The 21,674-nt window shown below is 62.0% G+C and carries 21 protein-coding genes; 10 read left to right on the forward strand and 11 right to left on the reverse strand.

Annotation, left to right across the window (positions count from 1 at the left end; genetic code table 11):
* Positions 1-85 precede the first annotated feature (85 nt).
* From F8N96_RS01075 to F8N96_RS01085, 3 genes are all read left to right on the forward strand, one after another.
* Positions 86-595 (forward strand): sigma-70 family RNA polymerase sigma factor, encoded by a 510-nt coding sequence (locus tag F8N96_RS01075; protein WP_150796195.1) that lies wholly within the window; start codon positions 86-88, stop codon positions 593-595.
* 3 nt (positions 596-598) lie between these two features.
* A complete protein-coding gene (locus tag F8N96_RS01080; protein ID WP_150796196.1) occupies positions 599-1,552 on the forward strand; it encodes a FecR domain-containing protein in 954 nt (317 codons plus the stop codon).
* A 117-nt stretch (positions 1,553-1,669) separates the two neighbouring features.
* Entirely contained in the window at positions 1,670-4,159 is a 2,490-nt protein-coding gene (locus F8N96_RS01085; protein ID WP_150796197.1) for a TonB-dependent siderophore receptor, read from the forward strand.
* A gap of 14 nt (positions 4,160-4,173) precedes the next feature.
* On the opposite strand, the gene F8N96_RS01090 is transcribed toward F8N96_RS01085, so the two are convergent.
* The 4 genes from F8N96_RS01090 to paoA form a co-directional block, all read right to left on the reverse strand.
* Entirely contained in the window at positions 4,174-5,067 is an 894-nt protein-coding gene (locus F8N96_RS01090) for a LysR family transcriptional regulator (RefSeq protein WP_150796198.1), read from the reverse strand.
* A 147-nt stretch (positions 5,068-5,214) separates the two neighbouring features.
* Positions 5,215-7,413 (reverse strand): aldehyde oxidoreductase molybdenum-binding subunit PaoC, encoded by a 2,199-nt coding sequence (gene paoC / locus F8N96_RS01095; protein ID WP_150796199.1) that lies wholly within the window; start codon positions 7,411-7,413, stop codon positions 5,215-5,217.
* The gene (locus F8N96_RS01100) at positions 7,410-8,366 is read right to left on the reverse strand and encodes an FAD binding domain-containing protein (RefSeq protein ID WP_150796200.1); all 957 of its coding nucleotides are present in this window, start codon (positions 8,364-8,366) and stop codon (positions 7,410-7,412) included. The genes paoC and F8N96_RS01100 overlap by 4 nt, the downstream gene beginning before the upstream one ends.
* A complete protein-coding gene (gene paoA / locus F8N96_RS01105) occupies positions 8,363-8,986 on the reverse strand; it encodes an aldehyde dehydrogenase iron-sulfur subunit PaoA (RefSeq protein WP_150796851.1) in 624 nt (207 codons plus the stop codon). Before paoA ends, F8N96_RS01100 begins: the two co-directional genes overlap by 4 nt.
* A 390-nt stretch (positions 8,987-9,376) precedes the next feature.
* Here paoA and F8N96_RS01110 point away from each other — a divergent pair, with 390 nt between their 5' ends.
* Entirely contained in the window at positions 9,377-10,057 is a 681-nt protein-coding gene (locus F8N96_RS01110; protein WP_150796201.1) for a GNAT family N-acetyltransferase, read from the forward strand.
* A gap of 25 nt (positions 10,058-10,082) precedes the next feature.
* On the opposite strand, the gene F8N96_RS01115 is transcribed toward F8N96_RS01110, so the two are convergent.
* From F8N96_RS01115 to F8N96_RS01130, 4 genes are all read right to left on the reverse strand, one after another.
* Positions 10,083-11,024, reverse strand: coding sequence for a class I SAM-dependent methyltransferase (locus F8N96_RS01115; protein WP_150796202.1), 942 nt, complete (start codon positions 11,022-11,024; stop codon positions 10,083-10,085).
* A gap of 74 nt (positions 11,025-11,098) precedes the next feature.
* Entirely contained in the window at positions 11,099-13,456 is a 2,358-nt protein-coding gene (locus F8N96_RS01120) for a TonB-dependent receptor domain-containing protein (RefSeq protein ID WP_150796203.1), read from the reverse strand.
* 235 nt (positions 13,457-13,691) lie between these two features.
* Complete coding sequence (locus F8N96_RS01125; RefSeq protein WP_191630685.1) at positions 13,692-14,228, reverse strand: FecR family protein; 537 nt, start codon at positions 14,226-14,228, stop codon at positions 13,692-13,694.
* Entirely contained in the window at positions 14,221-14,751 is a 531-nt protein-coding gene (locus F8N96_RS01130) for a sigma-70 family RNA polymerase sigma factor (RefSeq protein ID WP_150796205.1), read from the reverse strand. The genes F8N96_RS01125 and F8N96_RS01130 overlap by 8 nt, the downstream gene beginning before the upstream one ends.
* A 221-nt stretch (positions 14,752-14,972) precedes the next feature.
* Between F8N96_RS01130 and F8N96_RS01135 the strand changes: the two genes are divergently transcribed.
* The 4 genes from F8N96_RS01135 (at position 14,973) to F8N96_RS01150 (ending at position 17,281) form a co-directional block, all read left to right on the forward strand.
* Positions 14,973-15,581, forward strand: a complete 609-nt coding sequence (locus F8N96_RS01135) for a cytochrome b/b6 domain-containing protein (RefSeq protein WP_150762642.1) — start codon at positions 14,973-14,975, stop codon at positions 15,579-15,581.
* Positions 15,578-16,363 carry a molybdopterin-dependent oxidoreductase gene (locus tag F8N96_RS01140; protein ID WP_150796206.1) on the forward strand — a complete coding sequence of 262 codons (786 nt, stop codon included), beginning with the start codon at positions 15,578-15,580 and terminating at the stop codon, positions 16,361-16,363. The genes F8N96_RS01135 and F8N96_RS01140 overlap by 4 nt, the downstream gene beginning before the upstream one ends.
* 72 nt (positions 16,364-16,435) lie before the next feature.
* Positions 16,436-16,717 carry a pentapeptide MXKDX repeat protein gene (locus tag F8N96_RS01145; protein WP_150796207.1) on the forward strand — a complete coding sequence of 94 codons (282 nt, stop codon included), beginning with the start codon at positions 16,436-16,438 and terminating at the stop codon, positions 16,715-16,717.
* A gap of 156 nt (positions 16,718-16,873) precedes the next feature.
* Complete coding sequence (locus F8N96_RS01150) at positions 16,874-17,281, forward strand: response regulator (protein ID WP_150796208.1); 408 nt, start codon at positions 16,874-16,876, stop codon at positions 17,279-17,281.
* Between the two features lie 115 nt (positions 17,282-17,396).
* Here the strand turns inward: F8N96_RS01150 and F8N96_RS01155 are convergent, their stop codons facing one another.
* Positions 17,397-18,056 (reverse strand): methyltransferase family protein, encoded by a 660-nt coding sequence (locus F8N96_RS01155; protein WP_150796209.1) that lies wholly within the window; start codon positions 18,054-18,056, stop codon positions 17,397-17,399.
* Positions 18,057-18,119: 63 nt separating this feature from the next.
* On the reverse strand, positions 18,120-19,067 hold the full coding sequence (locus F8N96_RS01160; RefSeq protein ID WP_150796210.1) for a GlxA family transcriptional regulator: 948 nt from the start codon (positions 19,065-19,067) through the stop codon (positions 18,120-18,122).
* A 124-nt stretch (positions 19,068-19,191) separates the two neighbouring features.
* On the opposite strand from F8N96_RS01160, the gene F8N96_RS01165 reads away from it, so the two are divergent.
* A complete protein-coding gene (locus F8N96_RS01165; RefSeq protein WP_150796211.1) occupies positions 19,192-19,983 on the forward strand; it encodes an SDR family NAD(P)-dependent oxidoreductase in 792 nt (263 codons plus the stop codon).
* 106 nt (positions 19,984-20,089) lie between these two features.
* Positions 20,090-21,019 (forward strand): pyridoxal-phosphate dependent enzyme, encoded by a 930-nt coding sequence (locus F8N96_RS01170; protein WP_150796212.1) that lies wholly within the window; start codon positions 20,090-20,092, stop codon positions 21,017-21,019.
* A gap of 83 nt (positions 21,020-21,102) precedes the next feature.
* Here F8N96_RS01170 and F8N96_RS01175 read toward each other — a convergent pair whose 3' ends face one another.
* Positions 21,103-21,420 (reverse strand): DUF2388 domain-containing protein, encoded by a 318-nt coding sequence (locus F8N96_RS01175; protein WP_150796213.1) that lies wholly within the window; start codon positions 21,418-21,420, stop codon positions 21,103-21,105.
* Positions 21,421-21,674 lie beyond the last annotated feature (254 nt).

Genomic DNA, 21,674 nt, shown 5'->3' on the forward strand with positions numbered 1-21,674 from the left:
ACGACACTGGCCCGGTCTTGCCAAAATGCACTGACCTGGAAGAAAATGAGAGTCATTATCAAATAACTCCATTGGGCCGTCTTCCATGTCCTCCGTCGACCTCTCGCTGCAACACGCCGTGCATACGCTTTACGAGGACCATCACAACTGGCTCTGCGGCTGGCTGCGCAAGCGACTCGGCTGTGTTGACCATGCGGCGGACCTGGCCCATGACACCTTCATCCGGGTGCTGACTCAACGCCGGGCGCCCGAGTTGCGCGAACCGCGCGCCTACCTGAGTACGGTGGCGCGCAGCCTGATGATCGACCTGTTCCGCCGTCGGGCCGTGGAGCAGGCCTATCTGGAAACCCTCGCGCTGATCCCCGAGCCGGTGGCGTTCTCGCCTGAAGCCCGCACCCTGATCATCGAAACCCTGATGGAAATCGACAGGCTACTCGATGGCCTGGGCGGTCGCACCCGGGAGATTTTCCTGATGGCGCAGCTCGATGGCCTGAGTTACGTGGAGATTGGTCGGCGGCTGGGCGTTTCCGTGACTACGGTAAAGAAGCACGCGGTGCGAGCCCTGACGCACTGCTTGCTGTTGGCCGAGGACTGAGCGGTGGCCCGTGCCCAATCCCTGGATCACGCGACCCTCGAGGCCGCTGCCCGCTGGTATGTCGAATTGCGTGGCGAGGTGCCGGACGAGGCCATGCGCGAGGCGCACCGGCGCTGGCTGGAGCGTGATCCCCGGCATCTGCAGGCCTGGGAGCGACTGGCTCGCCTGCAGGACACATTCGAACAGATTGCTCCCGGCATCGCGCGACCGACATTGAGCAGCGCCCGGGCCAAGCGTCGCGACGTGCTCAAGGTCTTGTCGATCCTGCTGGCGGCGGGCGGGGCAGGGACCCTGGCCTGGACCACCACACCACTGCCGACCTTGATGGCCGACCAGCGTACCGGCACCGGCGAACGTCGCCGCGTGCGTCTGGACGATGGCAGCCAGCTGCAACTCAACACAGCCACCGCAGTGGACATTCGCTACAGCGAAAGCCTGCGGGAAATTCGCTTGCTCAGTGGCGAGATTTTTATTGCGACGGCACACGACCCGTTGACCAGGCCGTTCGTGGTGCATACACGAAACGGCAGCATCCGGGCCTTGGGAACGCGTTTCATCGTGCGTTGCGAAACGGATCAGACCCAGGTCGGAGTGCAGGAGCATGCGGTCGAGGTGCGTTGCGCCAACCTGCCTGGCCCTGCCGTGCGGGTGGACGCCGGTCAGCAGTTGAGTTTTCGTCAGGACCAGGTCGGCCCCTTGCAGCAGGCCAACCCCCAGGCGGACGCCTGGACCCGCGACATGCTGGTGGCCAATGACTGGCGCCTGGCCGATTTCATCAGCGAGTTGCAGCGTTACCGTCCCGGCCATCTGGGGTGTGATCCGGCGATCGCGGCGCTGCGCATTTCCGGTGCCTTTCATCTCGGCAATACCGACACCATCCTCGACAACCTGACCTCGACCTTGCCGGTGCGCATTCGGCGTTTCAGCCGCTACTGGGTCAGTGTGGAGCCGGCGTGAAGGCGTACCCGAAAAAAACTTTACCCAGGGGTTATTGATTTGGATTCTCATTCGACTTGGTAGGTAGAGGCGCACATAGACGCCGCCATTCACTGCCACCGGGCGAAAGGAAACTGCATGACCCCTCGCAATCCCACTCTGCGCAAATATTCAATCAAAGCTTCGGCCAGGCCCTTGAACCGTGCCGTGCAGGCCGCGCTGTTCGGCATGGCACTGGCGGTCCCGTTGGGGATGGCGGTAGTGGCGCAGCCGGTCTGGGCGCAGACAGACCTCGAAGTGCAATTCGATATTCCGGCCGGTTCGCTGGCGACGGCGCTGACCCGGTTCGCCTCGACTGCCGCCATGACGGTTTCCTTCGACCCGGCCCATGCCGCTGGCCAGACATCGGCAGGATTGCGCGGTCGCTACACCGTCGACGCCGGTCTGCGCCAACTGCTCGCCGGCAGCAAGTTGCAGGCGGTGCGTCAGGCCAATGGCAGCTATTCGCTGCTGCCGATCATCGGCGATGGCGCCACCCTGCAACTGGGCGCGACCAGTATTTCGGGCCTGGTCATCGAGTCGGCCTACGGTCCGGTGGACGGTTACGTCGCCACCCGTAGCGCCACCGGCACCAAGACCGATACGCCGATCCTGGAAATCCCCCAGGCCATCAACGTGGTAACTGCCGATCAGGTCACCGCCCAGGGCGCTCGCAACCTGACCCAGGCCCTGCGCTACACGCCCGGGCTGAACACCGGCGGCTTCACCGACCGCAACGGGATTGCCGACGAAATCACCAGCCGTGGCTTCGCACCGACCCCGCTGTATTTCGATGGCGCCTATATCCCCTACGCCGGCAGCCTGGGCGGCGCCCCGCAAATCGACCCCTACACCCTGGAGCGCATCGAAGTGCTCAAGGGACCGTCCTCGGTCCTGTATGGCCAGAACCAGCCGGGCGGCCTGATCAACCTGGTCTCCAAGCGTCCGACCACTGAACAGCGCAGCCAGGTCAAGCTGGGCACGGGCAGCTACAACCGGGTCAACGGCGCCATCGACAGCAGTGGCCCGCTCGACGATCAAAAGGAATTCAGCTATCGCATCATCGGCGTCGCCAACAAAGGCAATCAGCAGGTCGCGCACACCCACAGCGAACGCCTGTTGCTGGCGCCAAGCCTGACCTGGATCCCCAACGATGACACCTCCCTTACGCTGCTGGCGCAGATCCAGCGAGATGACGGCCAGGAGGATTATCAGTCGCTGCCACGCATCGGTTCGCTCGATCGCGGCCCCACCGGCGAGAGAATCAACCGCGACTTTTTCTCCGGCGATTCGAACTACAACGATTACAAGCGTAATCAGTACATCTTCGGCTACGACTTCAGCCACAGTTTCAGCGAAGACTTGAAGTACCGCTCCAGCGCGCGTTACACCGACGTCCGTGACCGTTACAAGGGCTTCTACCTGCGCAGCTTCGTCACCGATGATGCGGGCGTGACCGATTTCACCCAGGCCCACCGGGTCAAACTCGACTGGCGCCAGCACAACATCGCCTACACCATCGATAACAACCTGGAATACAGATTCAACACTGGCGCCCTGGAGCACACGACGCTGATGGGCGTGGACTATCGCCACTTCAACCGCAAGTACGATGGCCTCAATGCCTACAACGTGTTGCCGGTCGATCTCTACGGCAAGAACAACTACGACACCAGCAGCGTAACCCCGGTGCTGGACACCAAGTGGGACAACACCCTGCGTCAGACGGGGGTGTACCTGCAGGACCAGATCAAACTGGATCAGTGGATCCTGACCATTGGCGGTCGCCAGGACTGGGCCGAGATCGATAACAAGGACATCCTCCCCGGCACCATCAGTTCCCAGCGCGACAATAAATTCACCGGCCGTGTGGGCCTGACCTATGTCACCGAGTTCGGACTGGCACCCTACATCAGCTACTCCGAGTCCTTCCTGCCCACCCTGGGCACCGCCGCCCCAGAGCGCGGCGGCAATGCTTTCGAACCGACCGAGGGCGAGCAATACGAAGTAGGTGTGAAGTACCAGCCGCTAGAGAAGACGCTGATTACCGCGTCGGTGTACCAGGTCAAACAGAAAAACGTGCTGACCGGTGACACCGAGTATCCGCAGTACCAGGCGCAGAACGGCGAAGTGCGTTCCCGCGGTGTGGAACTGGAGGTCAAATCCAGTATCGACAACCTCGACGTCCTGGCCGCGGCGAGCTATATCGACTCGTTCTACACCAAGAGCACCTACGGCGATCAGGGCAATCGCAACGAAGCCCAGGCACCGGTATCGGCCGCGCTGTGGGTGGACTATCACTTCACCCAGGCCGCACTCGATGGCCTGACCTTCGGCGCCGGTGCCCGCTATACCGGGCGCAAACCGGGTGATTCGGCCAACTCCTTCGACGTGCCATCCTACGTGGTCTACGACACCACCATCCGTTATGACATGGGCAAACTGGACCCCAGCCTGCGGGGTTTGCAGACGCGCCTGAATGTGCAGAACATCTTTGACCGCGAGTATGTGTCGGACTGCAACTATTCGTTCGGTTGCTACTACGGTCAGGAGCGTGTGGCGTCGGTTGAAATGTCTTACGACTGGTAAACGGGCCACCGACCTCAGCCCCGATACCGCAACGCCTCCAGCAACAAGCCAAACGCCGGCGACGCCTGACGCCGGCTCGGGTAGTACAGGTGAAACCCGGCAAACGGCGCGCACCAATCCCCGAGCACCTGCACCAGCCGCCCGGCCGCGGTGTGCGGCGCCACCAGGTCTTCGGGGAGATAGCTCAGGCCAACACCATCCAGCGCCGCCGTGAGCAGCTGGTACACACCATTGAACGTCACCTGCCCGGACACCCTGGCCTTCAGGCTTTCCTTGCCCTTTTTAAACTCCCAGGCGTACAAGCCGCCATTGGTGGGCAGACGCAGATTGTTGCACTGGTGATCGGTCAGATCCCGCGGGGTGTGTGGCAAGGTACGCTCGGCAAAATAGGCCGGTGAACCCACCACCGCCATGCGCATGTCCGGCCCGATGCGGGTGGCGATCATGCCCTGGGCCACGTCTTCCCCCAGGCGCACCCCGGCGTCGAACCCCTGGGCGGCGATGTCGACGAAACCGTAGTCGCAACAGACCTCGACCGAGATGTCCGGGTACTTCGCGAGGAAGGGTTTCAGCACCGGCCACAGAATGTATTCCAGCGCGTGATCCATGGCGTTGATGCGGATGTTGCCGGCGGGCGTGTCGCGCAGATTGCTCAGGGCCGCCAGCTGGATCTCGATTTCTTCGAAGTGCGGGCCAACGGTTTCCAGCAGGTGTTGCCCGGCTTCGGTCGGCGACACGCTGCGGGTGGTTCGCGTCAGCAGGCGCAACCCCAGCCGCGCTTCCAGCGCCCGGATCGTGTGGCTCAGGGCCGACTGGGAAACACCGAGCTTGGCCGCGGCCTTGGTGAAGCTTCTTGCCCGCGCCACTGCCAGGAAGGCGAGCAGGTCATTGGCGTTTTCCCGAAGCATTGATGAGCCTCTCTCATAGGTCTTATCCAATTCTAGCGGCTTATTTTACTAATGCGTAACGGGTAGAAAGGTGCCTGTTGGAGCCTGCACGCTGTTAGTCATCGTGGTGTCCACAGGGGGCGTGGTTCTCGCAAGGACAGTGGGCGATCAGATCATTTCCGGCAATTTGTCCAGCATCTTGTCCAGTGTGATCGGGTAGTCCCGGACACGGATGCCCGTCGCGTTATACACCGCATTCGCAATCGCCGCGCTGACCCCGCATAACCCCAGCTCGCCAACGCCCTTGGCTTTCATCGGCGATGACACCGCGTCGGTTTCATCGAGGAAGATCACTTCCTGATGCGGGATGTCGGCATGCACCGGCACTTCGTAGCCAGCCAGGTCGTGATTGACAAAAAAGCCCCGGCGCTTGTCCACCGCCAATTCCTCCATCAAAGCCGCACCGACGCCCATGGTCATCGCGCCGATCACTTGGCTGCGCGCCGAGGTCGGGTTGAGGATGCGCCCGGCGGCGCATACGGCGAGCATCCGTCGCACCCGGGTTTCGCCGGTTGCACTGTCGACCGCGACTTCGACAAAGTGCGCGCCGAACGTCGACTGCTGGAACTGCTTGCTCAGCTCGGCGAACTCGATCGAATCCTCCGCGACGATTTCTCCGGCCTGCGCGGCGTTGCGCAACGGGATGCTCTTGCCAGCGGAGCGCACTTCACCGTCAGCGAAAACCGCATCGTCCGCGTTCACGCCAAGCCGTTGTGCAACCGCTTCGCGAAGTTTGACGCACGCCGCGTACACGCCGGCCGTCGAACAGTTGGCACCGAATTGCCCGCCCGAGCCTGCCGATACCGGAAAGCTCGAATCCCCCAGGCGCACGACCACCTTGTCCAGCGACACGCCCATCATTTCCGCCGCCGTCTGGCCGATGATGGTATAGCTACCGGTGCCGATATCGGTCATGTCGGTTTCCACGGTGACCATGCCCTGATCATTGAGCCGCACCCGCGCGCCCGACGTCACCAGGTTGTTGTTGCGAAAGGCGACCGCGACGCCCATGCCGATCAACCAGCGGCCGTCCCGTTGCGTGCCGGGTTGCGCATGGCGCTCATTCCAGCCGAAACGCTCGGCCCCGGTGCGCAGGCATTCGATCAACTGCCGTTTGGAAAATGGCCGTTTCGGATTGGTCGGATCGACCTGGGTGTCATTGAGGATGCGGAACTCGACAGGGTCGATTTTCAGTTTCTCCGCCATCTCGTCCATGGCGATTTCCAGGGCCATCATCCCGGGCGTTTCACCCGGGGCGCGCATGGCATTGCCTTCCGGCAGGTCGAGTGTGGTCAGGCGCATCGTCACCAGGCGGTTCTCACCGGCGTACAGCAGTTTGCTCGGCTGCGCGGCGCGCTCGACCTTGCCGCCGGGCAAATCCCCGGACCAGCCTTCGTGGGCCATGGCGGTGATCTTGCCGTCGCTGCTGGCACCGATGCGGATGCGCTGGATGGTAGCCGGACGGTGGGTCGAGTTGTTGATCATCAACGGCCGGGCCAGGGCGACTTTCACCGGTCTGCCGGCTAGGCGTGCGCCAAGGGCGGCGAGCACTGCATCCGAACGGATGAACAACTTGCCGCCAAAACCGCCACCGATATAGGGCGAGATCAGTCGCACCTTCTGCTTGGGCATGCCGAGGGTGGTCGCCAGATCGGTGACGGACCAGTCGATCATCTGATTCGACGTCCATAGCGTTAGCTGGTCGCCCTGCCAGGACGCCATCGACGCGAAGGGTTCCATCATCACGTGGGCCTGATCAGGAGTGGTGTAGGTCGCGTCCAGTTGCACCGGCGCGGCCGCGAACGCACCGGCAAAATCGCCGTGCACGGTGTCGGCCATCTGATCCTTGGCTTCCACGCCCGAACCACGTGAGCTGGCGAGATCGAACGCGCCTTCAGCGCTGACATAAGAGACGTTCACCAATTCCGCGGCGGCCCGTGCCTGCTCGAAGGTTTCCGCCACCACCAGGGCCACGGCCTGGTGGTAGTGCTCGATGTCCGGTCCGCCGAGCAAGGTCGCGGTGTTGTACTTGCCTTTGCCGAGCTTGCCGGCATTCGCCGCCGTGACAATGGCGATCACGCCCGGCGCCGACTGCGCCAGCTCCAGGTCCATTGAGGCGATGCGGCCCTTGGCGATGGCCGAACCGACCACCACGCCATAGGCCTGGTTCGGCACGACGGTATGGTGTTCGTAGGCATAAGGTGCGAGACCGGTGGTCTTCAATGGCCCTTCGATCCGGGTCGTGGCCTTGCCGACGACCTTCATCTGGTCGATCGGGTTGGTGGTGGCGGGCGTATCGAATTTCATGCTAGAGCCCTCGCTTGTGCCATCACCGAAGCGAGCGTGCGCTCGACCAGGGTCAGCTTGAATGCGTTTTGACCGGTGGGGGTGGCGCCGGCGAGTAACTGTTCGCTCACCGCCTTGGCGCCTTGGGCCATCACCGCTTCGGCGGCTTCCACGCGCCAGGGTTTGTGCGCGACACCGCCCAATGCGATATGTCCGGAGCCGTCTTTCTGAATAGCCGCGCCTACAGAGATCAGGGCGAATGCGTAAGAGGCGCGGTCACGGACTTTTTGGTAGATGTGCACGCCACCGAGCGGAGCGGGCAGTGTGACGGCGGTAATCAATTCGTGCGCGGCCAGGGTGGTTTCGATGTTGGGTGTGTTGCCGGGCAGTCGATGCAACTCGGCGAGGGGAATGCGGCGCGTCGTACCGTCGGGGCGGACGGTTTCGACCTGGGCATCCAGGGCGCGCATCGCCACGGCCATGTCGCTGGGATGGGTGGCAATACAGGCCTCGCTTACACCGATGATGCCCAGCGACCGACTGAAGCCGTCGATGGCCGCGCAGCCGCTGCCAGGTTGGCGCTTGTTGCAAGGCTGGTTGGTGTCATAGAAGTAAGGGCAGCGGGTACGTTGCAGCAAGTTGCCCGCCGTGGTCGCGCGGTTGCGCAACTGGCCGGAAGCGCCGGCGAGCAGGGCGCGGGAGAGCAGGCCGTAGTCCTTGCGGATGCGAGCGTCAGCGGCCAGGTCGGTGTTTCGGACCAAGGCACCGATTCTCACACCGCCTTCAGGCGTGGCTTCTATCCGGTCCAGGGCCAGGCCATTGACGTCGATCAGGTGCGTCGGCGTCTCGATGTCCAGCTTCATCAGGTCCAGCAGATTGGTGCCGCCGGCGATGAACCGTGAGCCATCGACCTGCGCCGCCAGCGCCGCGGCCTCGGCCGGCGACTTGGCGCGTAAATAGGTAAAGGGCCTCATACGTTGGCCTCCGCGACTTCGGTGATCGCCTCGATGATGTTGGAGTACGCACCGCAACGGCAGAGGTTGCCGCTCATGCGTTCCTGGATTTCACTGGTGATCAGTTGAGGCTGATCGGTGAGGCTGGGACTGGCATGACTGGGGATGCCGTCACGGATTTCACCCAGCACCGCCACCGCGGAACAGATCTGCCCCGGCGTGCAATAGCCGCACTGGTAACCGTCGTGCTTGATGAATGCCGCCTGCATCGGGTGCAGTTTGTCCGGTGTGCCCAGCCCTTCGATGGTGGTGACCGTCGAGCCTTCGTGCATCACCGCCAGGGTCAGACAGGCGTTAAGACGCCGGCCATCGACAATCACTGTGCAGGCGCCGCACTGGCCATGATCGCAACCCTTTTTGGTGCCGGTGAGTTGCAGGTTTTCCCGCAGCGCGTCGAGCAGCGTGGTGCGGGTATCGAGATCCAGCGCTCGCGGCTGACCGTTAACCTGGAACGCCACTTTGGCCTTGATCGGGCGTGCCGCGTTGGCGGCAGAAGCTCGCGCCGAAATGAATGGAGGCAGCGCCACGGTTGCCGCCGTCACTGCGCCCACGATCAGAAATTTACGCCGGGATATCGACATCAGGTCACAGTCATCCATTGGTTCGATTCCTATAGGTGGTTGGCGTTGCCAGTCCTCATCCAGAGAGTGACCCGCGTGTTGGCGGAATGTTTTTGCGTTTTTCGGCTATAGAGTTATGCGTTTGGCTCATGAATCTTACGGTGGCGGTCTTTGCATATTAGAAAGGTTTCGTCGGTCCATTAAGGGCAATAAACTGCATGGAGTCATGAGGTAGGCTCATTAGTAGGAGTTGGGGGACAAAGTTACGGATTTGTCGTGTTGCGACTGACTAAGGGGCCGGCACACCCAGCAGTGGTATTGACTGACACACCACCTTCGGTCACGTCAGCGCGTTATGATGTGCGCGCCCGCGAACACACTCGTCACGTCCGCCCCAGAGTCAGAGCCACAATGCCCCAGATCACCCATTACCAATCCCCCTGTCCAGAGCCTGTCAACAGCCAGATCCTGCAAATGGTCGTCGACTACCTCACTGACATCAGCATGGTCGCGATCCCGCCGAGCAACCTGCTGTACAACCTCTATCAGTACGCGATCGGCTACGAGGTTCATCTCTATCTGGAGGCCTTGAACGGGGCGAAAGGGATTGCCGTGGAGTTGCTGGTCGCGACCGACGATGACGACCCGGACAAGGTTGTCGGCTTTTTGCTGTACCTGCCGGTCAAGGATGATCCCGAGGCGTGCGGCGTGGCGTACATGGCGGTGCATGCAAATCATCGGCGCCAGGGGATTGCCCGGCGGATGCTGCGGGAGATGGTCGGCCGCTACCCCCATGCCGAACTGACCTGCGCCGTGGCCAAGGTGCCTGGTTTCGAGTCGATGGGCTTTCAGGTGGTGGGCGTGCGCGGGACTCAGGTGCTGATGAACACCCGCGACCATGGCAGTGAAGGGTTGATGGGTCTGTTGGATGTGGCCTCGATCTACAGCTCGCTGGAGGTGCGGCAGATTCATACCTATCTGCTGCAGAAACACGGCAAGCGGGCGATGCTCGATGCGGAAAAGCAGCGGGATAGGCATCTGGACAAGATGACGCGCAAGGCCAATGAGTGTGTACGCGAGCGATTGGGATAACCCGGTTAACTGAGGGAGCGGGGGCTCAATCGCCCATCTTGAACACCAACGCCTTCAACCCGCATTCAACATCGGCATCCGGGAATTCCGGCGGGTTCTCCAGCCGTTGCTCGAAGCGCAGGCTCGGCGCTTCACGCATGACGCCCTCGATCAGGAAATCCGCGCCGAACGCCGGATCGTTCATGCAGGCCAGCACCGTACCCTGGGGACTGAGCAACTCCGGCAGGCGACGCAACACCCGCTGGTAGTCCTTGGTCAGCAGAAAACTGCCTTTCTGAAAGGAAGGCGGGTCGATGATCACCAGGTCGTACGGGCCCTTGCCGATTACCTTGCCCCAGGATTTGAACAGGTCGTGGCCCAGAAACGTCACCTTGCCCAGGTCATGTCCGTTCAGTCGGTGATTGTCACGGCCACGGCTCAGCGCCGGGCTGGACATGTCCAGGTTGACCACATGGGTCGCGCCGCCTTCGATGGCGGCCACCGAGAAGCCGCAGGTGTAGGCGAACAGATTCAGCACGCGCTGGCCCTGGGCATTGGCCCGCACCCAGTCGCGCCCGTAGCGCATGTCGAGGAACAGGCCGGTGTTCTGTTTGCGCCCCAGGTCGACCCGATAATGCAGGCCGCCCTCGGTGATGGTCATGTCCTCGATCGCCTCCCCGAGCAGCCACTCGGTGGTGCTTTGCAGCAGGTAGCGATGTTGCAGCGCCAGGGTATGCGCACCGGATGCCGCCCACTCAGGTGATTGAGTGAGTTGCAGCAACCGCTGTTTCAACGCCTCCAGTTGCGCCGCTTCGGGTTCCTTGAACAGCGACACCAGCACCACGCCCTGCAACCAGTCCACCGTCAATTGCTCCAGCCCCGGCCAGCAACGACCACGGCCGTGGAACAGCCGGCGGGTTTCTTCCGGGGCGGCGGCGAGGGCTTTGAGCAAATGATCGTGGAGGATGGAAAGCGCGTCAGAGTTCATCGGGCAGGGTCGGCAACAGGTTGGGGCGGCATTTTAAACACAAATGCCCCCCAACGAACCAACGGGGGACGGGTTTACCAGTCCACTGAATAGCTGACCGCCAATCGACGCCCCTCGGCATGGGGATAAGGCGCCGCCGCATTGGCCTGCATATAGAGCGTTTCGTAGTTGCGGTCGCTCAGGTTGTAGACGCCCATGTCCAGCTTGCCCACCGGCAGCTCGACCCCAGCCAGCAAATCGACCGTGGTATAGCCTTCGATTTTGCGACCGTTGCCATCCTGGAACCCGGCGTCGTAACTTTCCAGGCGCATGGCCTGCAGGCGCAGGTTGTAGTCATCCTGCTCAAAGGCGACAAAGGCCGTGGTCTTGGCCGGCGAAATGCGCGTGGCCGGCAGGTCCAGCCACTCGCCGTTCTGATGGGTTTCGCCTTTGGTCCAGGCGTAGGTTCCACCCAGGGACCAGGCCTGGTCCAGGTGATAGGTCAGGCTGGTCTCGATGCCGCGCACGCGTTCCTTCTGGTCGATCAGGCGTTGCGCGCGGGTGACGGAATCGTAGTACTGAGTCACGTCCGAACGGTTTTCGAACAGGGTGACGTTGGCCTGCAGCGCCTCCCAGTCACCACGCCAGCCCAGTTCGTAACTGTCGACCTTGATCGCCTGGGCGTTGAGGTCGTGGATGTCATAGCTACCGCGCACATCGCGCAGGAAGCGCTGGACGTCGGGCAGGGAAAAGCCCTGGCTGAAGTTGACGAACACGTCCTGCGCGCTGCTGATGTGGTAGACCGCGCCGAGGTTGTAGAGGGTGTCTTCGTACTTCAACGTGCCGCCCGGCAGCACCTCGGTCACCCCCGCTTGCCAGATGCCGCCAAAGGCGATGCTGTCGGCGACGTCGCTGTGAATCCACTCGTGCCGCGCGCCACCGCGCAGGGTCCAGTCGCCGACGTCCCAACTCGATTGAGCGAAGAGTGCGGTGGTGTTGGTTTCGATGTCCGGGCCGAATGCATAGCGCTGGCCCGTCGGCGTGTAGACCAGCCCGTCGACGGCATAGCGGTCGCCGTGCTGGCTGATGCGTTCGTTTTCGAAGTCGGCGCCCCAGACCAGGGTGCCGGTGGCGCTGCCAATCGAGGGCAGGGTGCTCTCCACGGCGGTGCGCAGGCCATAGACCTCGGCGTCGCTCTCGGAGGCAACCACCCCGGCATTGGCACCCCAGTTGTAAGGGAAAAAGCGCGCCTCTTGTTTGCGCCAATAGCTTTCCACCAGCAGTTGCTGGCCGAACAGATCGCGATCGCTGTAATTGAAGTTCACCGCCTGGTTGTGGGTGAACGGCTGGTCGCTCAATTGCAGGCCTTTGACCGCCACCGACTCGCCGTTGCGAGCGCCGGCCACGTAACCGGTGTCCTGCTTGTCGCGGTAGTCCTGCAGGGACAGGCTCAGGCGTCGATCATCGTCCAGGTCGAAGCCGAACCGGGCGTGCAAGTCATGGCTTTCGGTGTCCATGTTGCTGCCCTGAAAAGCTTCCTGGGCAATGCGATTGCCGTTGCCATCGAACTGGTCGTTGCGTTGCAACAGGTCGGCGGACAAGTACCAGTCGAAGGCGTTCTCACGCCCGGTCACGCTCTGGAACACTTCGTAGGCAAAGCCTTTGCGGTTGAGGTTGTCGGCGCTGCTCAGGCCCACCCGGCTGCTCATGGCCAGGGGCTGCCCCTCGTTGCGTTTGGTGATGACGTTGATGATCCCCCCGGAAGCGCCGGCACCGTAAAGGCTGCTGGCGCCGGAGATCACTTCGATGCGTTCGATACTCGATGGCGCGATGCTGTTGAGCTGGCGCGATACATCGCGGCTGGCGTTCTGCGAAACGCCATCGATCAGCACCAGCATGTTACGCCCGCGAATGGTCTGGCCGTAATTGCTCATGGTGCCGGAGGAGGGCGACAACCCCGGCACCAGCGTGCCGAGAATGTCGGCGACCTTACGCCCGGCGGCGGACTGTTGCGCGATCTCCCTGGCCTGGATCAGCTGCACGGTGCCGGGAATCGAGGCGATGCTGGCCTCGCTGCGCGTGGCGGACACCACGGTGTCGGACAGCGACAGCGGGCCGCTGCCCAATTCCAGCGGCGCCGGCTGCAGGGTGACGCTGTTTTCCCCGCTGAAGCGCCATTGCAGGCCGCTGTCGCGCAGCACCGCATCCAGCGCCTGTGCCGTGCTGTAGTCACCTTTTAGCGACGGTGCCGACTTGCCCCGCAGCAGCGCCGCGTCGACCCCGATGGACACCCCGGTTTCAGTGGCGATCGCCGTCAGCGCGGTAGCCAGTGGCTGGCTTGCCAGTTCGAAGTGCCTGGTGTCTGTCGCGGTGTCGGCGAAGGCCGGCGCGACGCAGCTCAAGGCGAGCGCCAGGGCGCTCAGGCGAAAGAGGGAAAAGGTCTGGTTGGTCATTGTTGTTGCCCATGGAATCGACTGTTTAACTCCAATGACCGGGCTGAAACGAATTCGGGCAGTTGTCTGGAGATTTTTTTTGCCGCAGATCAACCGGATGTCCTCAATCCCTGCAGGAGCTGGCTTGTCGGATCGCCGCACCGCAGTGAAAGCGCTGTACCTGGCACACCGCGCCGCGCCCTTCGCCAGTAAGCCGGCTCCTACGCAAGGCGATTGCGCAGCTTGCCAACCAATCTCAGCGCCGCCGTACCTGCACCAGATACGGGCTGTAGGTCTCGAAGCGAATAGGCAAGGCCGCCTGCAACAACGCCAGTGCGGCGTCGCTGTCCTGCGCTGGCAGCACGCCGGTAAAACGCAGGGTCTGCACCTGCGCATCCGATGTCCAGATAATGCCCCGACGCTGCCGTTCAATTTCCGCCAGCACTTCGGGCAGCGGCCGGTCATGAAAGATCAGCCGGGCAGGGATCGAAGCGACCTTCTCCGTTGGGGGCGCCATCCAGTCTTGCACCGGCAGCCATTGGCCAAGGGCGATCGCCGCCGGCAATACCAGGGCTGCACCCATCAGCCCGGTTCGACGAGACCGGGTTTTCGCGGGCGGCGACAGGGATTGCCACAGCTGCTGGAGCTGTTCGAACAGTTGTGCATGGCGGCGATCCGCCTCACGCCAGGCGTTGAATTCGGCCAGTTCTGCGGGGGAGGGTTTTTCGTCCAGACGCACCAGCCACAGTGCCGCCTGCTCGCGGATCTCATCCTGGCCGTGGGTATCAATCACTGCCCAGGCCCTCGGGCAGGGCGTCGAACAACCGGGCGTGGCAGTGCGCAAGCGACTTGGCCAGGTACTGCTTGACGCTGCTTTCAGAGACCTGCAGGTGTCTGGCGATTTCGGCATAGGAACAGCCATCGACACGCGCCATCAGAAACGCCTTGCGCGGCTTCTCCTCCAACTCTTCCAGCAACAGCAGCAGGACTTTGCCAAGCAACTGGTGGACGGCGTTGATCTGCTCCGGGCCCTGGGCCTGTTGGTCGAGCAGAACGGCCATGCTGCGCAGGGTTTCCGCCTCGACCTGGCGGCGATGATATTGATTGATCAACAGTCGGTTGGCCGCCACCAGCAGATAGGCCCGTGGTTCTTGCAGCGTCGGCAGGACGTCCAGGCCGAGCAGTTTGACGAAGGTGTCATGGGCCATGTCAGCCGCGTTGTCGGGGCAGCCGAGCTTTTTGCGCAGCCAGCCGAACAGCCAGCCGTGATGCCCACGGTAAAGCTCGGAAAGGGACGAAGCGGACTGGCCCGACACGACGAAACCTCGAACGACGATAATTCGCAAATGGGAAGTTGTTGCAAATGCGAATGCTGTCATGTCGCAGCGCGGCGTTCAAGTCTGATGATGGCGATGTCAGGTGAAATCAGACGACGCATGCCCCGGGAGTTATCACGATTAATTTAACTTTTCGTGAGGATTTGGCGATTAGGCGGCCCCCATACTCGGCTCCAACGATCAACCGCCGGGAACGCATCATGTCGTCGCTACCTGCTTCATCCCATCCTCGCTGGCTACGCCTGACCCATTGGCTCAATGCGCTGGCGGTGCTGGTCATGGTCACCAGCGGTTGGCGCATCTATAACGCGTCGCCGCTTTACGATTTCAGTTTTCCCGCTTCGATCACCCTGGGCGGCTGGCTCGGCGGCGCGCTGCAGTGGCACTTCGCGGCGATGTGGTTTCTCGCCATCAACGGTCTTGTCTACCTGGTCATCAACCTCTTCAGTGGTCGTCTGAAACGGCGCTTTTTCCCCGTCTCGCCCCAAGGTGTCCTGCATGACCTGTGGGCCGCGTTGCGCGGGCGACTGGGGCATGCCGATCCGACTCATTACAACCAGGTGCAACGGGTGGCGTACCTGTTCGTGATGGTCGACATCGCGTTGCTGGTGATCTCGGGGCTGGTGCTGTGGAAGTCCGTGCAATTCCCGCTCCTGCGTGAGTTGCTGGGCGGTTACGAAGCCGCGCGCCATGTGCATTTCATCGCGATGGCGTTGTTGGTGGCATTCGTCGCGGTGCATCTGCTGATGGTCGCACTGGTACCCAAAACGTTGTGGGCCATGATTGTCGGTCGCAAGGAGCCCGTATGAAAAAGCGCATTGAAGGCTCGGGGCTGGACGAGTCGTCCATCCTGACCGACGCCCGAAAAATAATTGCACCGCAGATCGAGGATCGTTCCCGTCGCACCTTCCTGATGCGCGGCCTGACCCTCGGCGGCGTGGCCATGTTGTCCGGCTGCAACCTGACCGACAACGACAGCGTCGAGACTGCGTTGTCCTCCATGTCGCGGTTCAACGATCGGGTGCAGGGCTGGCTGTTCAATCCCAACGCAATGGCGCCCACCTATCCTGAGTCGATGATCACCCGGCCGTTTCCCTTCAATGCCTTCTACGGCATCGATGAGGCACCGACGGTGGAGGAAGAGGGTTACCGCCTGGAAGTGACCGGGCTGGTCGCCGACAAGCGCAGTTGGCGCCTTGAAGAGCTGCGCGCCATGGCGCAGACCGATCAGATCACCCGGCACATTTGCGTCGAAGGCTGGAGCGCGATCGGGCGCTGGGGCGGCGTGCGGTTCAGCGATTTCCTGAAGCGGGTCGGTGCCGATACCGATGCCAGATATGTCGGCTTCAAATGCGCGGACGACTATTACACCAGCATCGACATGGCCACCGCGCTGCATGCGCAAACCCTGTTGGCGCTGACCTATGACGGCGCGGTGCTGCCTCGCGAGTACGGCTTCCCGATGAAGCTGCGTATGCCCACCAAGCTGGGCTACAAAAATCCCAAACACATTCAGGCGATCTTCGTCAGCAACACCTACAGCGGCGGCTACTGGGAAGACCAGGGCTACAACTGGTTCGGTGGCAGCTGACGGCGCCCGGCAGTTTTATTGCGCAGCTCACGCTGCGTTCATTCGCAACCTGTGATTCAAAGGAGTTTCATCATGAAAGTGTTAACCACCGCAGTACTGTCGATGTGCCTGGCCATGGGCGCTGCCAGCGTGTTTGCCGCCGATGCCATGAACACCGACGGTATGGGCAAGGATTCGATGTCCAAGGACGCTATGAAAAAGGATGCCATGGCCAAGGACTCAGTGAAGAAAGACGCGATGTCCAAGGATTCCATGAGTAAGGACGCTATGAAGAAAGACGCGATGTCCAAGGACGCTATGCAAAAAGACGCAATGTCCAAGGACGCCATGAAGAAGGACGCCATGGCACAGTAATTCGAAGACTGTTACTCACGGACTGCCGCTTGCAGGGCCCTCGATTTTGTCGTTGCCTGTATCAAAAATGAATTTCCTCGGAGTCCGCTGCTCATACCTGTAGGCAGCGGATTTCAGACCGCGAAATCATTCAGGCAATCAGGGAGTGGCACAGTCATGAGTCCAGTATCGACAGCGGACGGGTCGCTTCCTGACGGGTTGATTCTTGTGGTCGAGGACGACCCGTTGATCCTGGAGTTTCTCTGTGAAATTCTTCAGGAGGAAGGGTTTCTGGTTCAACCGCAGCCCAGTGCGGATGCTGCATCAGCCTATCTGGAAGAACATTCCAATGAAGTCCGTCTATTGCTGACGGACATCACCATGCCAGGCAAACTCAATGGCGCGGACCTGGCCAACCAGTTCGGCGATCGCTGGCCGGACAAGCCGATCATGATCATGTCCGGCTTCGAAACCCCCGAAACCTCCGGCGTGCGGCACCCGGTGTCGTTCATCAAGAAACCCTGGGCGCTCGGGCAACTGCTCGACTGTGTGCAAAGTGCATTGGATTCACACCGGACACTGTAGGAGCTGGCTTGCCAGCGAAAGCGGTGGATCAGACGACAGATGTGTTGAATGACAAACCGCCTTCGCTGCGGTGCGGCGATCCGACAAGCCACCTCCTGCAAAGGGTTGTGGTGTTTCAGTAAATCCCGGGAATCAACCGCCAGCTACGGCTGCAATAAGCCTCGTATTCACTACCAAACTGCGCCCTCAACAGCGCTTCTTCAGCATGGATGCGCGCAATCAGCGGGACCATTGTCAGTGCGGTCAGCAACAGGCCGACACCGGAACGAAACGCCAGCGCCCAGCCCACGGCAGTGATCAACATCCCGAGGTAACTGGGGTTGCGCAGGTTGCGGTAGATCCCATCGGTGACCAGGCTATGCCCCGGTTGAATCGCTACCAGCCCACTGAAGCGTTTGCCCAGCACAAACACCGGCCACAGCCGCAGCGCACCGCCGATGATGAACAGCAGGGCGCCGAGCCAGCGAACACCCTCGCCACCGAAGGTCCAGAAATCGATCCGGTCGGTGTAGGCCGGCAAAAAACCGCTCAATATGCCGATCACCCCGAAGGCCGCAAGTACCCAGCGATTGGCCCGGTCTTCCCGTTCGCCGGAGCTCAGGTTGGCCTCGGTGAACAGTGACGCGATCGCCATCACCAGGGTTGCCAGCACCACGACCACCAGCGGCGCATGGGAAAAAAACGCCGCAAATCCGCCCAGCCCCCACACCGCGAGCCCGAGGTAGGCGAGGGTGGCGACGAGGGCGAACAACGCCAGCCTGGCGGAGATTTTCATGACGGACCTCCCAAAGGACATACGACACAGTGTAGGAAATCCCAAGCAGACCCCAAGCAGCGCCTACGCAGCGTCGCCAGTCCGGGCATTGCGCCGAATCACCTGTGGCGGCTGGCCGAACGCCCGAAGGAACGCTTCGCGCATGCGCCGACGGTCGCTGAAGCCGGTCTCGACGGCAATCTGATCAAGATTCAGCCGTCCGCGTTCCAGCAACTGTCGGGCGGCTTCCAGGCGCAGGTTCTCGATGGCCTTGGCCGGCGACTGGCCGGTCTCGGCGCGAAAGGCCCGGCTGAATTGCCGAGGACTGAGGCGCGCCACGTCCGCCAGGTGCTCCACCGACAAGGCCTCGGCGAGGTGTTCCCGGGCGTAGCCCAGCACGGTCTGGATGCGGTCGGATTTCGGCTCCAGGTCCAGCAGTGCCGAGTGCTGCGACTGGCCGCCTGCACGGCGGTGGTACATCACCAGCTTCTGTGCCACGGAACGGGCCAGTTCGGCGCCGTGATCCTTTTCCACCATGGCCAGCGCCAGGTCGATGCCGGCGGTCATTCCGGCCGACGTCCAGATCGAACCGTCGATGACGTAGATGCGGTCTTCTTCGACCTTGATCGACGGGAACCGCGCTTTCAATTCCCGAGCGTACGCCCAATGCGTGGTGGCCCGTCGACCGTCCAGCAAACCGGCCTGGGCCAGGACGAAGGCGCCGGAGCAGATCGAGGCCGTGCGGCGTGCGGTCTTGACGCTGGCGCGCAGGTAATTCAGTACACCCTCGGGCGCCTGCTGGAGGATGGCATCGCCGCCGACCACGATTACCGTATCGAACACCCGCTCGTCGAACGCCTCGGTGCCGACACTCAGGCCACCGGAGGCGCGTAGCGCATCGCCGTGCTCGGACAACACGCTGACCTCATAAAGCGCTTCGCCGGCGCTGAAGTTGGCGTATTCGAACACCGGCATGGCCGCCAGCGCCATGGACTGGAAACCTTCAAAAACGACAAACGCCACGCAAGTCATCGCCAGTTCCTCAAAAGGTCATGTCCTGAAAACGTACTTTAAACGTCATTTGCGACGCGCGTCAGTCCATTTATAACGGATCACACCCGGCGAATCTATCGCCTCACTGTGAAGGAAAATCGACATGGCCCTTTCATCCAAAGGCACCGCACTGGTCACTGGCGCATCATCGGGCATCGGCGCAGTCTACGCCGAGCGTCTCGCCCGGCAGGGTTACGACCTGATTCTGGTCGCCCGCAGCCGGAGCAAATTGAACGCCCTCGCCAATCAGTTGAGCAACCAGACCGGCCGCACGGTGGAGGTGGTCATCGCCGATCTGAAAGACAAAGCCGACCTGCTGCGGGTTGAAGAGATACTGCGCCACGACGCGAGCATCACCCTGCTGGTCAACAATGCCGGGGTAGGCGCCGTCATGCCATTGCTGGGCAGCCCGGTGGACGACATGGAAGACATGATTACCCTCAACGTCACGGCGTTGATGCGTCTGGCTTACGCGGTGGTACCCGGCTTCGTCGCCCGCGGCACCGGAACCGTGATCAACATCGCCTCGATCGTGGCCATCGCTCCGCAAATTCTCAATGGCGTGTACGGCGGTACCAAGGCCTTCGTCCTGGGCTTGAGCCAGTCGATGCATCACGAGTTGGCCGACAAAGGCGTGCGCATCCAGGCCGTATTGCCCGGCGCCACGGCCACGGACTTCTGGAGCGAGGCCGGCAACCCGGTGGAAAACCTGCCGCAGGAGATCGTAATGTCCGCCGAGGACATGGTCGACGCCGCCCTGGCGGGCCTGGCCCAAGGCGAAGTGGTGACCATTCCCGGCCTGCACGACGGCGAGCAGTGGGACCGCTATGAAAGCCAGCGCAAAACGCTGGCCGGGTTGTTCGGCAACTCCACGGCGGCACCGCGTTATCGCTGACACGACAAGTCCGGGGGCCGGGGTGAACTAAGCTAGGGTAATGAGCGTTCACCCTTGGCTCGTTGAAACGATCGAGGAGCCGGTGGCGTGCCAAAGGGGAGCCACCATGCTTCACATCAGAACACCCTTGATTCTGCACCCAGGCCTGTCGACTCCGACCCGGCGCATCTGGCTCAAGCTGGAAAACCTGCAACCCAGCGGCTCGTTCAAGTTGCGCGGCATGGGGCTGTTGTGTACCCAGGCAAAGGCGCAGGGCAAGCGCAAAGTGGTTTGCCCCTCCGCTGGCAACGCCGGTTTCGCCACGGCCGTGGCCGCCGCCACCCTGGGCCTGAAAGCCTGCATCGTGGTGCCGCATACCACCCCGGAAGCCACCCGCGCCAGAATCCGCAAGACCGGTGCCGAGGTGATCGTGCATGGCAAGGTCTGGGACGATGCCAATCAAAAGGCCATGGAGCTGGCACAAGGCACGCACACCGAATACGTGCCGGCCTTTGATCATCCGGTGTTGTGGGAGGGGCACAGCAGCATAATCGACGAAATCCTCGAGGACTGTCCTCAGGTCGATACCCTGGTGACGTCGGTCGGGGGCGGTGGCTTGCTGGCGGGGATCCTCACCGGCTTGATCCGCCATGGCCGCATGGACTGCCGGATCGTCGCCTGCGAAACCCAGGGCGCCGCTTCTTTCTCGGCGGCGCTGGCTGCCGGGCATCCGGTCCGGTTGCCGCGTATCGACACCGTCGCCACTTCGCTCGGCGCGGCTCAGGTCGCCGCCTGGCCGCTGCAGCACATCCACGATTTTGCTCACCAATGCGTGGTGCTCAGCGATGACGAGGCGATCATGGGCGTGGTGCGTTATGCCAACGACCTGCGACAGTTGGTCGAACCGGCGTGCGGGGTTTCATTGGCGATCGGCTACCTGGACCATCCGGCGATTGCCGATGCCCGGGACGTGGTGATCGTGGTGTGTGGCGGAGTGAACATCAGTGCGCAGAAGGTTGCCGGGTGGGCGCGCCTGTCCACCGTGAGCGAAAAGTAGCGTGAAGCGAAGGCAGGGCCGGAAACGCTATTGAGGTTTCACCAGCCCCACCGCTACTTTTTCAGCTTTCGTGGATTGGCAGGCTATTGACCGGCAGGCATGCCTTCCTGCACCAGGATGGCTCGGGCCAGGTCTTCATCGCTTGCCTGCAGGCCAGGATTATTCTGACGAACCTGCTGCAACACCGACTCCAGGTACACCCCACGAATCGTGCCGCCACTGGCCACGAAGCTGGAAGCGTCATCCCGGGCCGGAATCATCATTTTGTCATCCTTGAAGGTCGAATACAGGGACGCGGAAAGACCCGCCGAGGTGGCGACATCGCCTGCATCCACATCGGCCAGGGCCGAACCGACGGGCAAGCAAAGCACTAGCGAAGAGATGAGAAACAGACGGCGCATGACGGAGTCCTCCGAAAGCATGAAGCGTAAAGGAAGTGCTACATACCTTAAGATGCCTGATGGCACTCAGTAGTTCCTTGCCGCGCAAACTATCACTTCAACCAATAACCGCGATCCCCTGTAGGAGCTGGCTTGCCAGCGAAAGCGGTGTGTCAGACGACAGATGTGTTGAATGACACACCGCTTTCGCTGGCAAGCCAGCTCCTACACGGGCCACTCGTGCCAATCCAGAACAATTGTATTGCCCGTACCTG

Source organism: Pseudomonas fluorescens (genome assembly GCF_902497855.1).
GTDB lineage: Bacteria > Pseudomonadota > Gammaproteobacteria > Pseudomonadales > Pseudomonadaceae > Aquipseudomonas > Aquipseudomonas fluorescens_BI.

Excerpts from the sequence above, each read along its gene's own strand:
- F8N96_RS01115 (WP_150796202.1), bottom strand. The coding sequence starts at position 11,024 with ATGAACTCTGACGCGCTTTCCATCCTCCACGATCATTTGCTCAAAGCC.
- F8N96_RS01160 (WP_150796210.1), bottom strand. The coding sequence starts at position 19,067 with ATGACTTGCGTGGCGTTTGTCGTTTTTGAAGGTTTCCAGTCCATGGCG.
- F8N96_RS01135 (WP_150762642.1), top strand. The coding sequence starts at position 14,973 with ATGTCGTCGCTACCTGCTTCATCCCATCCTCGCTGGCTACGCCTGACC.
- F8N96_RS01090 (WP_150796198.1), bottom strand. The coding sequence starts at position 5,067 with ATGCTTCGGGAAAACGCCAATGACCTGCTCGCCTTCCTGGCAGTGGCG.
- F8N96_RS01170 (WP_150796212.1), top strand. The coding sequence starts at position 20,090 with ATGCTTCACATCAGAACACCCTTGATTCTGCACCCAGGCCTGTCGACT.
- F8N96_RS01075 (WP_150796195.1), top strand. The coding sequence starts at position 86 with ATGTCCTCCGTCGACCTCTCGCTGCAACACGCCGTGCATACGCTTTAC.
- F8N96_RS01100 (WP_150796200.1), bottom strand. The coding sequence starts at position 8,366 with ATGAGGCCCTTTACCTATTTACGCGCCAAGTCGCCGGCCGAGGCCGCG.
- F8N96_RS01085 (WP_150796197.1), top strand. The coding sequence starts at position 1,670 with ATGACCCCTCGCAATCCCACTCTGCGCAAATATTCAATCAAAGCTTCG.
- F8N96_RS01155 (WP_150796209.1), bottom strand. The coding sequence starts at position 18,056 with ATGAAAATCTCCGCCAGGCTGGCGTTGTTCGCCCTCGTCGCCACCCTC.
- paoA (WP_150796851.1), bottom strand. The coding sequence starts at position 8,986 with ATGTCGATATCCCGGCGTAAATTTCTGATCGTGGGCGCAGTGACGGCG.
- F8N96_RS01110 (WP_150796201.1), top strand. The coding sequence starts at position 9,377 with ATGCCCCAGATCACCCATTACCAATCCCCCTGTCCAGAGCCTGTCAAC.
- paoC (WP_150796199.1), bottom strand. The coding sequence starts at position 7,413 with ATGAAATTCGATACGCCCGCCACCACCAACCCGATCGACCAGATGAAG.
- F8N96_RS01145 (WP_150796207.1), top strand. The coding sequence starts at position 16,436 with ATGAAAGTGTTAACCACCGCAGTACTGTCGATGTGCCTGGCCATGGGC.
- F8N96_RS01150 (WP_150796208.1), top strand. The coding sequence starts at position 16,874 with ATGAGTCCAGTATCGACAGCGGACGGGTCGCTTCCTGACGGGTTGATT.
- F8N96_RS01175 (WP_150796213.1), bottom strand. The coding sequence starts at position 21,420 with ATGCGCCGTCTGTTTCTCATCTCTTCGCTAGTGCTTTGCTTGCCCGTC.
- F8N96_RS01140 (WP_150796206.1), top strand. The coding sequence starts at position 15,578 with ATGAAAAAGCGCATTGAAGGCTCGGGGCTGGACGAGTCGTCCATCCTG.
- F8N96_RS01165 (WP_150796211.1), top strand. The coding sequence starts at position 19,192 with ATGGCCCTTTCATCCAAAGGCACCGCACTGGTCACTGGCGCATCATCG.
- F8N96_RS01120 (WP_150796203.1), bottom strand. The coding sequence starts at position 13,456 with ATGACCAACCAGACCTTTTCCCTCTTTCGCCTGAGCGCCCTGGCGCTC.